This is a genomic window from Monashia sp. HAY1-5C (genome assembly GCF_056755255.1).
This window is the reverse complement of the sequence record NZ_JBPGXG010000119.1, coordinates 1-14810: the sequence shown is the minus strand read 5'-3', so window position 1 is coordinate 14810 and position 14810 is coordinate 1. Positions and strand designations below refer to the sequence as shown.

The following is a 14810-nucleotide window of genomic DNA, read 5'->3' as shown; positions in this document are numbered from 1 at the left end:
CCCCCCCCCCCCCCCCCCCCCCCCCCCCCCCCCCCCCCCTCCCAACCAAAACACCCCCCCCCAGATGTAGCTCCGTCTCGTGGGCTCGGAGATGTGTATAAGAGACAGGGGCTCGGGTGGGCGGAGGCGCCCTGCGGCATACACGGCGGGGTGTCCGTGTTGTCCACGGCATGCGTGGTGAGTACAAGGTCCCCGGTGGCAAGCTCGTCGCGGTCGACGTCGAGGAGGCGGGCGGCCGGCTCGCCTCGGTCAGCGTCTCCGGCGACTTCTTCCTCGAACCCGACGAGGCGCTGGGCGACATCAACGCGGCCCTGACCGGGCTTCCGGTCGACGCCGGCGTCGAGCGGCTGGCCTCGGCCGTGACGGCGGCCCTCGACGGGTCCGTGGCGCTCGTCGGGTTCACGCCCGAGGCCATCGGCATCGCCGTGCGCCGGGCCCTCGGCAAGGCCACCGGGTGGGACGACCACGTCTTCGACGTCATCCCGCCGCGGGTGCTGCACCCGGCCCTGCACGTCGCGCTCGACGAGGTCATCGCCCACGAGGTCGCGAGCGGCGAGCGCCCGCCGACGCTGCGGTTCTGGGACTGGGACAGCCCGCTCGTCGTCATCGGCTCGTTCCAGTCGGTCCGCAACGAGGTCGACCCCGAGGGTGCCGCCCGGCACGGCATCGACGTCGTGCGGCGGGTCTCCGGCGGCGGCGCGATGTTCATGGAGCCGGGCAACTGCATCACGTACTCGCTCGTCGTGCCGAGCTCGCTCGTCGAGGGGCTCAGCTTCGAGCGGTCCTACTCCTTCCTCGACGAGTGGGTCATCGGTGCCCTCGAGGAGGTCGGGGTCAAGGCCCACTTCGTGCCGCTCAACGACATCGCCAGCGAGGCCGGCAAGATCGGCGGGGCCGCCCAGAAGCGGTTCGCCAACGGGGCGGTCCTGCACCACGTGACGATGTCCTACGACATCGACGCGGCCAAGATGCTGGAGGTGCTGCGCATCGGTCGCGAGAAGATGAGCGACAAGGGCCACCGCTCGGCCGACAAGCGCGTCGACCCCATGCGCCGCCAGACCGGGCTGTCGCGCGCGGCGATCCTCGACGCCTTCGCGGCGTCGTTCTCGCGCCGGTACCGCACGACGGCCTCGGACTACACCCAGGCCGAGCTCGCCGAGGCGCAGCGGCTCGTCGACGAGAAGTTCGCGACGCCGGAGTGGACCAACCGTGTGCCGTGACCGCGTGGACGTCGCGGCGGCCCGGGGTGTGGGCGCTGTCGGTCCCCGGACGTACGGTTGAGCCATGCGTCCGACGACCGACCTCCAGCGCACGGTGGCCCCGTTCGAGGTCATCTCCGAGTACCGGCCGAGCGGTGACCAGCCGGCGGCCATCGCCGAGCTGTCCCGACGCGTCAGGGCGGGGGAGCAGGACGTCGTGCTGCTCGGTGCCACCGGCACCGGCAAGTCGGCGACGACGGCCTGGCTCATCGAGCAGGTCCAGCGCCCGACCCTCGTCATGGCGCCGAACAAGACCCTCGCCGCGCAGCTGGCCAACGAGTTCCGCGAGCTGCTGCCGAACAACGCCGTCGAGTACTTCGTCAGCTACTACGACTACTACCAGCCCGAGGCGTACATCCCGCAGACGGACACGTACATCGAGAAGGACTCCTCGGTCAACGACGAGGTCGAGCGGCTGCGTCACTCGGCCACCAACTCGCTGCTCACCCGCCGCGACGTCATCGTCGTCGCGTCGGTGTCCTGCATCTACGGCCTCGGCACGCCGCAGGAGTACGTGGACCGCATGGCCCGGCTGCGCGTCGGCATGGAGATCGAGCGCGACCAGCTGCTGCGGCGGTTCGTCGAGATGCAGTACACGCGCAACGACCTCGCCTTCACCCGCGGAACCTTCCGCGTCCGGGGCGACACGGTCGAGATCATCCCGGTCTACGAGGAGCTCGCGATCCGCATCGAGTTCTTCGGCGACGAGGTCGAACGGATCTACACCCTGCACCCGGTGACCGGTGAGGTCGTCAACGAGGAGCAGGAGATGTACGTCTTCCCGGCCTCGCACTACGTCGCCGGGCCGGAGCGGATGGACCGCGCCATCCGCGGCATCGAGCTCGAGCTCGAGGACCAGCTGGCCCGTTTCGAGAAGCAGGGCAAGCTGCTCGAGGCCCAGCGGTTGCGGATGCGCACCACCTACGACGTCGAGATGATGCGGCAGGTCGGGTTCTGCTCCGGCATCGAGAACTACAGCCGCCACATCGACGGCCGGGGCCCGGGCTCGGCCCCGAACTGCCTCCTCGACTACTTCCCGGAGGACTTCCTCCTCGTCATCGACGAGTCGCACCAGACCGTCCCGCAGATCGGTGCCATGTACGAGGGCGACATGTCGCGCAAGCGGATGCTCGTCGACCACGGCTTCCGGCTGCCGAGCGCCATGGACAACCGCCCGCTCAAGTGGGAGGAGTTCCTCGAGCGCATCGGCCAGACGATCTACCTGTCGGCCACGCCCGGCGAGTACGAGCTGGCCAAGTCAGGTCCGCCGGTCGAGCAGATCATCCGCCCGACGGGGCTCGTCGACCCCGAGGTCGTCCTCAAGCCGACCAAGGGCCAGATCGACGACCTCATGCACGAGATCCAGGAGCGCACCAAGCGCAACGAACGCGTGCTCGTCACGACCCTGACCAAGAAGATGGCCGAGGACCTCACCGACTACCTGCTCGACAAGGGCATCCGGGTGCGCTACCTGCACAGCGAGGTCGACACCCTGCGCCGCGTCGAGCTGCTGCGCGAGCTGCGCACCGGCGTCTTCGACGTCCTCGTCGGCATCAACCTGCTCCGCGAGGGTCTCGACCTGCCCGAGGTGTCGCTCGTGTCGATCCTCGACGCCGACAAGGAGGGCTTCCTCCGGTCCGCGCGCTCGCTCATCCAGACGATCGGTCGTGCGGCTCGCAACGTCTCCGGCCAGGTCCACATGTACGCCGACTCGATCACGCCCTCGATGCAGGAGGCGCTCGACGAGACCAACCGCCGGCGCGAGAAGCAGCTGGCCTACAACGCCGAGAAGGGCATCGACCCGCAGCCGCTGCGCAAGAAGATCGCCGACATCACGGATCTGCTCAACCGTGAGGACGCCGACACGGCCGAGCTCATCGGCTCGGGCCGCTCCCAGTCGCGGGGCAAGACCGGTGGTGGGCGTGGCGCCGTCCAGGCCGACGTCGGGGTCTCCGCCGGGTCGGCCAGGCGCCCGGCCGACATGGCGGCGGCCGACCTCGCCGGCCTCATCCAGGAGCTCACGGAGCAGATGCACCAGGCTGCCGCCGAGCTGCACTTCGAGCTCGCGGCGCGGCTGCGCGACGAGCTCGGCGATCTCAAGAAGGAGCTGCGCCAGATGAGCGCGGCCACCCGGTGACGGCGTGAGCACCGTGGCCGGGAGTGGTGGCGGCACGGTTGCCGCGCGGCTGCGCGTCGAGGCGCTCAACAAGCCGGGGGCCTGGGAGGACTCCCCGTGGGAGGGCGACACCGTGGCCAAGGTCGGTGACAAGATCTTCGCCTTCCTCGGTGCGGACTCCATCGGCGTGAAGTGCGCCCGCAACCGTGAGGAGGCGGACGAGTGGCTGCACCGGCACCCGGCCGACGCCTCCGTCATGGCCTACATCGGTCGGCACGGCTGGAACACGCTGCGCACCGACGGCACCCTCGCCGAGGACGAGCTCCTCGAGGCGCTCGACATCTCCTACGAGCTCGTCGTCGCCGGGTTGCCGCGCCGCCAGCGCCCCGACGCGTCGGCCTCGTCCTGACCGTGGCCGGCGGCGGCCGCAACCGCGCGGCCGGCCACGCACCGGTGCGCGTGGCGTCCTCCGGTGGCCTGGGCCCGGACGCCGATTTGGGGGGTGGGGCGTCGCGGTGAGAGGATCAGGCGTTCTCGGAGGGGAGTATCCCTGCTGCGACGGGCTCGTCATCACGAAGCGGTACACCGCTGCTTCCGGTCCCGTCGGTCCGGTCGCCACGTGCGGCGGGGCGGGAGAGACCTCCGGTTGCTGATCTCGGTGACCGGAAGGTTGTGCCCATGAACGTTCCCGCTTGGGGCTGGTTCCTGACCATCGGCCTCGTGGCCGTGTTCCTCCTGATCGACATCTTCGTCATAGCCCGACGGCCGCACGTGCCCTCGATGGCCGAGGCGGGCCGCCACCTCGCCTTCTACGTCTCTGCGGCGGTGCTCTTCGGCCTCTACGTGTGGTTCCAGTGGGGCGGCCAGTACGCCGGCGAGTTCTACGCCGGGTGGCTGACCGAGTACTCCCTCTCGGTCGACAACCTCTTCGTCTTCCTGCTCATCATGGCCAGCTTCAAGGTGCCGCAGAAGCTGCAGCAGTCGGCGCTCATGATCGGCATCGTCATCGCCATCGTGCTGCGTGGCGTCTTCATCGCCCTGGGCGCCGTCGTCATCAACGCCTACGCCTGGGTCTTCTACATCTTCGGTGCCTTCCTCGTGTACACGGCCGTCAAGCTCGCGACCCAGGGCGAGAGCGACGACGACGAGTTCGAGGAGAACCGGTTCCTCCGGTGGGTCGAGAAGCGCTTCCGGGCCACCACCGAGTGGAACGGCACGCGCCTCACGGTCATGGAGCAGGGCAAGCGCCTGGTGACGCCGATGTTCATCGTCATCCTCGCGCTCGGGACGACCGACCTGCTCTTCGCGCTCGACTCGATCCCCGCGATCTACGGCCTGACGAAGGAGCCCTTCCTCGTCCTGACGGCCAACGTCTTCGCCCTCATGGGCCTGCGCCAGCTCTACTTCCTCATCGGCGGGCTGCTCAAGCGCCTCGTCTACCTCAGCATCGGACTGGCCGTCCTGCTCGGCTTCATCGGCGTCAAGCTCGTCATGCACGCGCTCCACGAGAACAACCTGCCGTTCGTCAACGGTGGGCACCCGGTCGAGGGAGTCCCCGACATCCCGATCTCGGTCTCGCTGGGTGCGATCGTCGTCATCCTCGGCGTCACGACCGTGGCCAGCCTCGTCAGGTCCCGCCGCGACGCCGGGCGCGAGGCCGCCGGCGGGGCGGGCGCCGACACGACGGGCACCGGCACGGCGGGCACGCCCTCGCATCGCCCCTGACGGCTCGCCCGGGCGCTCGCTCCCGCGCTAGGTTGCGGGGAGGCCACCGGTCCCGGCGGCGGGAGCGAGGAGCACGCGATGACCAGCACCGGCCCCACCGGAGACGGCCGCGGGGCGGCCGACCCACGCAGCACGCCCGGCGGCGGACCCGTCCTCGTCACCGGCTGCAGCTCGGGCATCGGGCGAGCGACGGCGGCCCGGCTCGTCGCCGACGGCCACGTCGTCTACGCGTCGGCCCGTCGACCCGAGACGCTCGAGGACCTCAGGGCCGCGGGGGCGCGGACGCTCGAGCTCGACGTCACCGACGAGTCGTCGATGCGCGCGGCCGTGGCCGTGGTCGAGCGGGAGCACGGCGCGGTGGGCGTCCTCGTCAACAACGCCGGGTACGGCGAGTACGGGCCCGTCGAGGAGGTGCCGCTCGAGGCGGTGCGTCGCCAGTTCGAGACGAACGTCTTCGGTCTGGGCCGGATGTGCCAGCTCGTGCTGCCGGCGATGCGGGCCGCCGGCCGGGGACGCATCGTCAACATCGGGTCGATGGGCGGCCGGATCACGTTCCCGACCGGTGGCTGGTACCACGCGTCGAAGTACGCGGTCGAGGCCCTCACCGACGCGCTGCGCGTCGAGGTCGCTCCGTTCGGTGTCGCCGTCGTCCTCGTCGAGCCGGGGCTGACGCGGACCGAGTTCGGTGACGTCGCCTCCCAGGGCTTGGCGCGGGGCGGTGACGACGGGCCGTACGCGGCCTTGCGGGCCACGTCCGACGCGGTCACCGAGCGCAACTACCGGTCGCGCAGCGCGGTCGGCCCCGACGCCGTGGCGCGCGTCGTCGCGAGAGCCGTCGAGGCGGACCACCCGCGCAGCCGGTACCTCGTCACCCCGGCCGCCAGGGCGCTCGTCGCGACGCGGCTCCTCGGTGGCGACCGGGTGTGGGACGCCGTCGTCCGGCGCAGCTTCGACCTTCCGTCCGCCCCGCCGGCACCCGACGGGCCCGCCGAATCCGGCTGAGTCCGGCCCCGGGCGCTCAGCGGACGCGGTGGGCGCCGAGCCAGCCGACCGCGGCCGGGACGAGCATCGTCACGAGGACGGCGACGTACGCCGGCGCGCCATAGGCCTCCGGGCGGCTCGACCCGGCGGCCGTGAAGACGAGCGCCGAGACGGCGATGGCCGTCGCTGCACCGGCCGAGTCACCGATCTGCAGGGCCGAGCTGACGAAGCCCTGCTCACCGTCCGAGGCCCGTGCCAGCGCCTGGGCCGTGACGCGTGGGTAGAGGGTGCCGATGCCGAGGCCCAGCACGGGGAACACGGCGACGAGGAGCCAGGCCGGCGCGCCGGCAGCCACCCCGACGGCCAGCGCCCCGAGCGTCACCACCATGGCTCCGAACGCGACGCGGGCGGTCCGTCCGATCTCATACCGGTCGGCCCACCGCCCCTGGACCCACGACCCGGCGAACCAGGTGACACCGGTGACGGTGAGGGCGACGCCGGCAAGGCTGGGAGACAGGTGGTCGCGTTCGGTGAGGAGGCGCGGCAGGTACACCTCGCCGCCGGTGAAGGCCGCGAACGCGACAGCCCGCAGCGCGACGTCGCTCGGCAGGCCCCGACGCAGGCGCAGGGTCCCGGGCGGCATGAGCCGGTGCACGGTGCCCGCGACGACGACGACCGCGACGACGGCGACGAGGACCGAGCGCACGTCGACGGCCCCCGAGGCGGAGTTGAGCACGAGGACGGCCACGGCCAGCGCCACCGAGGCCACGATGGCTCCGCGGCGCCACGGTACGGGCACCGGCTCCTGCCGGAGGCCGGCGACGATCCGGGACAGCAGCGCCGCGGCGACGACGAGGACGACGATCGCCAGGCCGAAGACCCACCGCCAGCCGACGGTCTGCGCGATGAGCCCGGCGACGAACGGGCCGGCGATCGAGGGCACGACCCAGGCCGCGGAGAACCCGGCGAGGATCGCGGTGTGGAGGCGTCGTGGGTAGACGCGGGTCACCATGACGTAGAGCGCCGTGCTCGTCATGCCGGCCCCGAGGCCCTGGACCACCCGCGCCCCGACGAGCACCGGCATCGTCGGGGCCAGGCCGGCCCCGACGAGGCCGGCGGCGAAGAGGACCAGGCCGATGAGCAGCGGTGGGCGTGGTCCGCGGCGGTCGGCGAGGTTGCCGGACCACACGATGCTCACGATGCCGGCGGCGAGCGTCGCGGTGAACGCCATGGCGTAGAGCGACTCGCCGTCGAGGTCGGCGGCGATGGTCGGCATGACGGTGGTCAGGGCGAGCGCCTCGAACGCGTGCAGCGACACGAGCGCGAGCATCCCGACCGTCGTGGCCCGCAGAGCCGGCGACAGCAGACCGCCGCGCTCGTCGGCGGGCAGGTGCGGGTCAGCGGTCACGGCGTCGGAGGTGGTCACCCGCCGACGCTACGACCTCGAGCCGACCTGAGGTCAAGCGGCCGGCGTCAGCCTGCGGTGCGCCGTGCCGCGTCACGGGCCGAGGCTGGGGTCGGGCTCGGCCGGCGGTTCACGGCGTCCCTGCGCGCCGAGCACCATGGCGCTCGCCCCGACGACGAGAGCCATCCCCGCGAGCTGCCCGGCGTCGAGCACCTGGTGCAGCACGACGAACCCGGCGACCGCCGCGACCGCCGGCTCCAGTGACAGCAGGATGCCGAAGACGCTCTGGGCCAGGTGCCGGAGGGCGACGAGCTCGAGCGAGTACGGCAGGACCGAGGACAGCACGGCGATGCCGAAGCCGAGGGCGACGTCACCTCCGGTCCAGGTGGCGACCGAGGGCAGGCCGACCGGTGCGACGAGCAGCGTGGAGACGACGAGCGCGAGCGCGAGGCCGTCCAGCCCGGCGAAGGCGCGGCCGGTCCGCTGGCTCAGCACGATGTAGGCGGCCCACATGGCGCCGGCGAGGGCCGCGAAGAGGATGCCGACGGGCTCGAAGCGGGCCCAGGCCGCGCCGAGCGCTCCGGACACGAGCACGACGCCGAGGCCGGCGGCGACGACGGCGACGAGATCGCGCCCGCGGCGGCTCAGGACCGCGGCCAGTGTCAGCGGACCGAGGAACTCGATCGTCACGGCGACCCCGATCGGCAGGTGCGCGAGCGAGGCGTAGAACGCTGTGTTCATCGCGGCGAGAGCCGCCCCGAAGAGGACGACGGTGAGCCAGTCCTCGCGGGACCGGCCACGTGCCGAGGGCCGCGCGACGGCGGCGAGGACCACCATGGCGAACAGCAGGCGCAGCAGCACCGACCCGGCAGCGCCGATGCGTGGCACGAGGGTGGCCGCGAGCGCCCCGCCGAACTGGACGGAGACGACGCCGCCGAGGACGAGCAGCGGCGCGGTCCGACGGTCGATGCTCACCTGAGGGGGAGCCGCCCGGCGGCCACGAGGCTGTCGAGGCGCTCCTGCGGCAGGTCCTCCTCGACGAGGACGCCTCCGGTCTCCGACGCGTGGACCATCCGCCCCGGGGCGACGACGATGCCGACGTGGTGGACCGGCCGGCCCGGTCGGGCGAAGAAGTAGAGGTCACCGGCACTGACGTCCGCGACCGGGACCGGCTCGGCGGTCTCGGCCTGGGCGTAGGCGTCGCGGGCGACGACGACCCCCAGCTCGCGCCACGTGGCGAGGACGAGGCCCGAGCAGTCGAGACCGAGCGGCGACGTGCCGGACCAGAGGTAGGGCAGCCCGAGGTGGCGTCGGGCGAGGGTGACGGCCGGGTGCGGCCCCTCGAGCGTCGCGGCGTCGACCGAGGCCACGGGCCCGTCCGGGGCCGCCTCGTCATCTGCGAGCGCCCGCAGGTGCGCGGTGGGCACCCAGCCGGGGTAGCCGCGTCCGTCCTTGGGGGAGCGCTGCCAGGGGGCGAGGACGTGCGACCACCGGCCCGAGGCGTCGGTCCCGGTGACCTGCACCGGCTCGCCCTCGAGCAGCTGGGTCTCGACGCGTCCGTGCAGCCCGAGCCGGCCGCCGCCGTCCTCGTCGGCGCCCGCGGCGTCGAGAGCGGCGAGCCACGCCACCGGGTCCGGCTCGTCCGCGACCGCAGGGACGTCGACCGGGCGCGGGCTTGCCGGGTCGGTCCAGACGGTGGTGACGGCGACGCGGGTCAGGTGCGTGACCTGCGTGGTGGTGGGGGTCGGGACGGCGCTCACGCGAGCCATCCTCGCACCCCGCCGGGTTCGCGCAGCCGCCCGGCCCCGCCGGGACCGACGCGTCGGCCGGTGGTTCGTGGACGCCGGCTGGGTGGCGGCTGCGAGTCTCGTGACGATGGCGACTCGCCCACCGGTGAAGGGTCCTGCGGGCAGGGGCCGAGGAGTACCGTCGAGACATGGACGAGCGGATCACCGTCGAGAGATTCGATCCCCCGAAGAACCGACGGCACGGCCCGGACGGCGACATCGTCGACGTGCAGGGCTGGCTCCTTGCCCCGGTCGACTGGGACGGCGGGCCGGCCCTCGAGCGGGCCTGGCGCGAGCGACACGGGCGTTCTCGTCTCGGCGTCGGGCTCTGTGTGGCCCACAGCCCGCGGCGGCACATCATCCTGACGAACGTGCCCGACGACCTGCCCTTCCTGCGCACCGAGCTCGAGGAGCTCATCGCGGTCGTCGAAGGGACCGACCGCGAGTCGGACATCTCGGACGTCGACGAGGCCGAGAGCGCCTGAGCCCCACCGGTTTCCCAGCGCGGGCCGGCGGGATCCGGCGAGAACGGCCCGGCGTCGCCCGCCGGCTCCTACGCTGACGTGGTGGGCAGGCCGGTCATCCTCACCGTCGACGACGACCCGCACGTGTCCGAGGCGGTGGCGCGCGACCTGCGCTCCCGCTACGGAGGCGAGCACCGGGTCGTGCGCGCCACCTCGGGACCGGAGGCACTCGAGGTGGCGCGGCGGCTGGTCCTGCGTGACACCCCGCTCGCGCTGGTGCTCGCCGACCAGCGGATGCCCGGCATGACCGGCATCGAGCTGCTCGGGCAGGTTCGTGGGGTCGTCGCCGAGGCCAAGCTGCTCCTGCTCACCGCCTACGCCGACACCGAGGTCGCGATCGCCGCCATCAACGAGATCGGCCTCGACCACTACCTGCTCAAGCCGTGGGACCCGCCGGAGGAACGGCTCTACCCGGTCCTCGACGACCTCCTGTCCGACTGGCACGCCGAGCACCCGGACCACTCGGCCGACGTCCGGGTCGTGGGGCACCGCTGGTCCGAGCGCGGCCACGAGGTCAAGAGCTTCCTGGCCAACAACCACGTGCCCTACACGTCGTTCGACGTCGAGCGCGACCCGGAGGGGGCGCGGCTGCTCGAGCTGTCGGGGGCCGCCGCGTCCGACCTGCCGCTCGTCCTCGTGCCCGACGGCGAGACGCTGCGCAGTCCGGCGATCGTCGACCTCGCGGCAGCGCTCGGGCTGCGCACCCGCGCCGAGCGCAGCCTCTACGACCTGTGCATCGTCGGCGGCGGCCCCGCCGGTCTCGCGGCTGCCGTGTACGCGGCCTCGGAGGGCCTGTCGACGATCGTCGTCGAGCACGCGGCACCCGGCGGCCAGGCCGGCCAGAGCGCGGCCATCGAGAACTACCTCGGCTTTCCCCGCGGCCTGTCCGGGGCGGACCTGACGCAGCGCGCCCTCGCCCAGGCCCGACGTTTCGGCGCCGAGCTCGTCGTCGCGCGCGACGTCACGGCGCTCGAGGCCCGCGGACCGGTACGGGCCGTGCGGATCGAGGGCGCCGACGACGTGGAGGCCCGCAGTGTCGTGCTCGCCACCGGCGTGTCGTACCGGCGCCTCGACGCCGAGGGCATCGACGCGCTCGTCGGCCGCGGCGTCTACTACGGCGCGAACGCCCGGGACGCGTCCCAGTGCGCCGGTGACGACGTGTTCGTCGTCGGCGCCGCCAACTCGGCCGGGCAGGCAGCGCTCAACCTGGCCCGCTTCGCCGGCGGCGTGACGCTGGTGGTGCGCGGCCCGAGCCTCGAGGCGTCGATGTCGGCCTACCTCGTCGACCGGATCCGTGCCCACCCCGCCATCGTGGTGCGGCTCGGCTGCGAGGTGGCGGCCGTCGCCGGTGACGGGCACCTCGAGGGGCTGGCGCTGCGCCACCGGCAGTCCGGCGCTGTCACGGAGGTCCCGGCGTCCTGGCTGTTCGTCTTCATCGGCGCCGAGCCCCGGACCGACTGGCTCGGGGACGACGTCGTCCGCGACGACCACGGGTTCGTCGTCACCGGAACGGATCTCGTCAACGTCCACGCGGGTAGGTCTGTCTCACAAGGCGTTCCGCAGTGGCCGCTCCGACGTGCGCCCTTCGCCCTGGAGACCAGCGTGCCGGGGGTCTTCGCCGCGGGCGACGTCAGGCTCGACTCGATGAAACGCGTCGCCTCCGCGGTCGGCGAAGGCGCCATGGCGGTCCATTTCGTGCACCGCTACCTCGCGACGGTCTGAGGAGGCTGCGGTGGTCACACGCACCGACCTGCGAGCGGTCCCGCTCTTCGACGGCCTGTCCGACGAGCAGCTCGACGAGCTCATCGAGGCCGGGGAGGAGGTGCGCGTCGACCCCGGCACGCTGCTCTTCCGCGAGGGCGAGCACGCCGACGCCTGGTGGGTGCTCCTCGACGGGGCCCTCGAGCTGTCGAGGCACAGCGGGCGCGAGGACGTCGTCGTCGGGCGCATGGACGTGCCGGGGCGATGGGCGGGCGGGTTCCGTGCGTGGGACGAGCACGGCGTCTACCTCGCGACGGCCCGCGGCCGCGAGACCGGCCGCGTCCTGCGCGTCCCGGCGGACCGGCTCCGGGCGCTCGCGGACGCGTGGTTCCCGTTCGCCGCCCACCTCGTCGCGGGTCTCTACGGCACGGCCCGCTCCATCGAGGCCACGGCCCGCCAGCGGAGCGCGCTCGTCACGCTCGGCACGCTCGCGGCGGGCCTGGCCCACGAGATCAACAACCCGGCCGCCGCCGCGACCCGCTCGGCCGCGGACCTCGAACAGGCGTGCGACGTGCTCCTCGAGTCCCTGCGGGGCATGGCCGTCCGAGCCGTGACGTCGGAGCAGTTCACGACGCTCGACGCGCTGCGCCGCGAGCTCAGGCCGGTGACGACGCTGCCCGACGCCCTCGTGCAGGCCGACCGCGAGGAGGCTCTCGGCGAGTGGCTCGAGGCGCGCGGGGTCGCCCGGGCCTGGGAGCTCGCGTCCTCGCTCGTGGCCGCCGGCGCCGACCCCGCCTGGTGCGAGCGCGTCGCCCGGGTCCTCCCTCCTCCCGCCGTCGGGCCGGGTCTGGCCTGGGTCGGCGCGACCGTCGACGTCGCAGCCCTCCTGCGCCAGGTGCGCGAGTCCACCCGACGCGTCTCCGAGCTCGTGTCGGCCATCAAGTCCTACTCGCAGATGGACCGTGCCTCGCTGCAGCGCGTCGACGTGCACGACGGCCTCGAGAGCACGCTGCTCGTCATGGGGCCGAAGCTGCGCGACGGCGTCACCGTGGTGCGCGACTGGGGGGAGGACCTGCCGGCGGTCGAGGGGCTGCCGGGCGAGCTCAACCAGGTGTGGACCAACCTCGTCGACAACGCCGTGGACGCGATGGACGGTTCGGGCACCCTCACGGTCAGGACGCGGTCCGAGGAGGGCTCGGTCGTCGTCTCGGTCCACGACACCGGCCCCGGCCTGGACGCCGAGTCCCTCGAGAGGGCGTTCGAGGCGTTCTACACGACGAAGGAGGTCGGGCGGGGCTCCGGCCTGGGGCTCGACATCGCGCGCCGCATCGTCGTCGACCGGCACGGCGGCACCATCGAGGTGGAGTCCCGCCCCGGGGACACGACGTTCCGGGTGCGCCTGCCGGTGGCCGGGACGCCCTGACGCTCGGAGGTCACCAGCCGCGGGCACGCCACTCCGGCAGGTGCGGTCGTTCGGCGCCGAGCGTCGAGTCGTCACCGTGCCCCGGGTAGAACCACGTGTCGTCCTCGTATTCGTCGAAGACCCGCGTCGTGACGTCCGCGATGAGCGCGTCGAAGCTCTGACCCTCGTTCCGCGTGTTGCCGACGCCGCCCGGGAAGAGGCTGTCGCCGGTGAACAGGTGCGTCCGCCCCGCGGGGTCCTGGGCGTCGGCGTAGGCGAGCGCCACCGACCCCGGGGTGTGACCGCGCAGGTGGACGACGTCGAGGACGACGTCACCGAACCGGACCGTGTCGCCCTGGCCGACCCGGTCGTCGACCGGCACCGGCAGGCCGTCGGCGTCCTCGGCCCCCGCGACGGTGCGCGCCCCCGTGGCACGGACCACCTCGGCGAGGGCCCCCACGTGGTCGCGGTGGCGGTGCGTCGTGACGACGACGTCGAGGTGCGGTTGTCCGCCGGCCCCCGCCGCGACGAGCTCGAGGACGCGCTCCGGCTCGGCCGCCGCGTCGACGAGCAGCTGCCGGCCCGTGGTGCGGCAGGTGAGCAGGTAGACGTTGTTGTCGAACGAGGACACCGACAGCTTGCGGATGGTCAGCCGGGGCAGCTCGCGGACCGCTGCGGGGCCGCCCGGCTCGACGTGGCCGGTGTACGGTGCGGCGCCGGGCACGGTCAGCCTCCGAAGGGCAGCGTCGGCAGGGGCCCGTCGACGACGACGCCGTCGGTCCGTCCACGGGCCAGCCAGAGGAGAACTCCGGCCCGGGGGCCAGAGACTCGGGTCGTCCCCGCTCCGAGGACGTGCTCGTCACCCTCGTCGGTCCGCAGGCGGACGTCCGGCGCGTCCTCGCCCGCGAGCCGCTCCACGGCGTCGGCGAGCAGCAGCTCGACGACGTCGGCGGGCGCGTCGGCGAACCGGAAGCCGGCATCGAGGTCGACGTGGTGGAAGACGAGCTCACGCAGGCGCAGGTACGGCACCGCTCCCACGGCGATCTCCGGCCCGTCGGGTGTGCGGTGCACCCGGATGCCGCCGTGGTCGGGGGCGAGCCGGTCCAGCTCGGCGGCGAGGCGTGCGGACGAGGCCCGCAGGTCCTCGGCCTGCGCCCTCAGCGAGCGCCCGGCACCGGCCTCGATGTCGGCGTCCCGGGCCTCGGTGCTGTCGTACATCGTGTCGGGGACCCCGGTCGTGGCGACCGACACCACGCGGGTCAGGGCGTCCGCGTTGCGGGCGAGGTGCGCGAGGACGTGACCGCGCGACCACCCCTCGCACAGTGACGGCCCGGCGAGGTCCGCGTCGGAGAGCCGGTCGACCGTGGCCAGCAGCCGGTCGGTCTCGGTGGCGACGTGCCGGGGCGTGACGTCACGACGGTGCATGGGAAGCCTCCTGGTGGTCCTGTGTGTCCTGGGTGTCCTGCGTGTCCTGGGTGTCCTGGGTGTCCTGGGTGTCCTCGGTGTCGGGTTCCTCGTAGGGCTGCTGCTCGGGGCCCTCGGCGGCGTCCCCCGGGCGCCGGCTCGCCCGCTCGATGGCGAGGGCGGCCCCGACGAGCGCCAGGTGCGAGAAGGCCTGGGGGAAGTTGCCCACCAGGTGTCCGCTCCCGGGGTCGTACTCCTCGGAGAGCAGGCCGACGTCGTTGGCCAGGCCGACGAGCCGGTCCATGAGCGCCGTGGCCTCCTCGACGAGCCCGGCCCGCGCATAGGCGGTGACCAGCCAGAAGGAACACGCGAGGAACGGGTGCTCGTCGCCGGCCAGCCCGTCGACGCCGGTGCGCGTGCGGTAGCGCATGACGAGGCCGTCGCGCAGGAGGTCCTCCTCGACGGCCCGGATCGTGCCGACCATGCGGGGGTCGTCACCGTCGACG

At 73.1% G+C, this 14810-nt stretch carries 14 protein-coding genes; 8 read left to right on the top strand and 6 right to left on the bottom strand.

Annotation, left to right across the window (positions count from 1 at the left end; translation table 11 throughout):
* Window positions 1–170: 170 nt before the first annotated feature.
* The 5 genes from lplAB to ACR9ZK_RS16470 all read left to right on the top strand — a co-directional run bounded on the left by lplAB (window position 171) and on the right by ACR9ZK_RS16470 (window position 6102).
* Window positions 171–1220, top strand: coding sequence for a lipoate-protein ligase LplAB (gene lplAB, locus ACR9ZK_RS16490; RefSeq protein WP_481343032.1), 1050 nt, complete (start codon window positions 171–173; stop codon window positions 1218–1220).
* A gap of 64 nt (window positions 1221–1284) precedes the next feature.
* Entirely contained in the window at window positions 1285–3396 is a 2112-nt protein-coding gene (gene uvrB, locus ACR9ZK_RS16485; RefSeq protein WP_481343031.1) for an excinuclease ABC subunit UvrB, read from the top strand.
* A 4-nt stretch (window positions 3397–3400) separates the two neighbouring features.
* Window positions 3401–3784 (top strand): MmcQ/YjbR family DNA-binding protein, encoded by a 384-nt coding sequence (locus tag ACR9ZK_RS16480; RefSeq protein ID WP_481343030.1) that lies wholly within the window; start codon window positions 3401–3403, stop codon window positions 3782–3784.
* 269 nt (window positions 3785–4053) lie between these two features.
* A complete protein-coding gene (locus ACR9ZK_RS16475) occupies window positions 4054–5100 on the top strand; it encodes a TerC family protein (protein WP_481343029.1) in 1047 nt (348 codons plus the stop codon).
* A 78-nt stretch (window positions 5101–5178) separates the two neighbouring features.
* On the top strand, window positions 5179–6102 hold the full coding sequence (locus ACR9ZK_RS16470) for an oxidoreductase (RefSeq protein WP_481343028.1): 924 nt from the start codon (window positions 5179–5181) through the stop codon (window positions 6100–6102).
* A 16-nt stretch (window positions 6103–6118) separates the two neighbouring features.
* On the opposite strand, the gene ACR9ZK_RS16465 is transcribed toward ACR9ZK_RS16470, so the two are convergent.
* The 3 genes from ACR9ZK_RS16465 to ACR9ZK_RS16455 form a co-directional block, all read right to left on the bottom strand.
* Window positions 6119–7507: an MFS transporter gene (locus ACR9ZK_RS16465; RefSeq protein WP_481343027.1), complete on the bottom strand. Its 1389-nt coding sequence runs from the start codon at window positions 7505–7507 to the stop codon at window positions 6119–6121.
* 72 nt (window positions 7508–7579) lie between these two features.
* Window positions 7580–8461 (bottom strand): EamA family transporter, encoded by an 882-nt coding sequence (locus tag ACR9ZK_RS16460; protein ID WP_481343026.1) that lies wholly within the window; start codon window positions 8459–8461, stop codon window positions 7580–7582.
* On the bottom strand, window positions 8458–9246 hold the full coding sequence (locus ACR9ZK_RS16455; protein ID WP_481343025.1) for a C40 family peptidase: 789 nt from the start codon (window positions 9244–9246) through the stop codon (window positions 8458–8460). The genes ACR9ZK_RS16460 and ACR9ZK_RS16455 overlap by 4 nt, the downstream gene beginning before the upstream one ends.
* Before the next feature lie 176 nt (window positions 9247–9422).
* Here ACR9ZK_RS16455 and ACR9ZK_RS16450 point away from each other — a divergent pair, with 176 nt between their 5' ends.
* The 3 genes from ACR9ZK_RS16450 to ACR9ZK_RS16440 all read left to right on the top strand — a co-directional run bounded on the left by ACR9ZK_RS16450 (window position 9423) and on the right by ACR9ZK_RS16440 (window position 12921).
* On the top strand, window positions 9423–9758 hold the full coding sequence (locus ACR9ZK_RS16450; protein WP_481343024.1) for a hypothetical protein: 336 nt from the start codon (window positions 9423–9425) through the stop codon (window positions 9756–9758).
* An 81-nt stretch (window positions 9759–9839) separates the two neighbouring features.
* Window positions 9840–11519 (top strand): FAD-dependent oxidoreductase, encoded by a 1680-nt coding sequence (locus tag ACR9ZK_RS16445; RefSeq protein WP_481343023.1) that lies wholly within the window; start codon window positions 9840–9842, stop codon window positions 11517–11519.
* 10 nt (window positions 11520–11529) lie between these two features.
* The gene (locus ACR9ZK_RS16440; RefSeq protein ID WP_481343022.1) at window positions 11530–12921 is read left to right on the top strand and encodes an ATP-binding protein; all 1392 of its coding nucleotides are present in this window, start codon (window positions 11530–11532) and stop codon (window positions 12919–12921) included.
* Between the two features lie 10 nt (window positions 12922–12931).
* Here ACR9ZK_RS16440 and ACR9ZK_RS16435 read toward each other — a convergent pair whose 3' ends face one another.
* The 3 genes from ACR9ZK_RS16435 to ACR9ZK_RS16425 all read right to left on the bottom strand — a co-directional run.
* Window positions 12932–13624: an MBL fold metallo-hydrolase gene (locus tag ACR9ZK_RS16435; RefSeq protein ID WP_481343021.1), complete on the bottom strand. Its 693-nt coding sequence runs from the start codon at window positions 13622–13624 to the stop codon at window positions 12932–12934.
* Between the two features lie 2 nt (window positions 13625–13626).
* A complete protein-coding gene (locus ACR9ZK_RS16430) occupies window positions 13627–14325 on the bottom strand; it encodes a maleylpyruvate isomerase family mycothiol-dependent enzyme (RefSeq protein WP_481343020.1) in 699 nt (232 codons plus the stop codon).
* The coding region (locus ACR9ZK_RS16425; RefSeq protein WP_481343019.1) for a glycoside hydrolase family 15 protein at window positions 14312–14810 on the bottom strand (499 nt) is incomplete at its 5' end. The genes ACR9ZK_RS16430 and ACR9ZK_RS16425, both read right to left, overlap by 14 nt.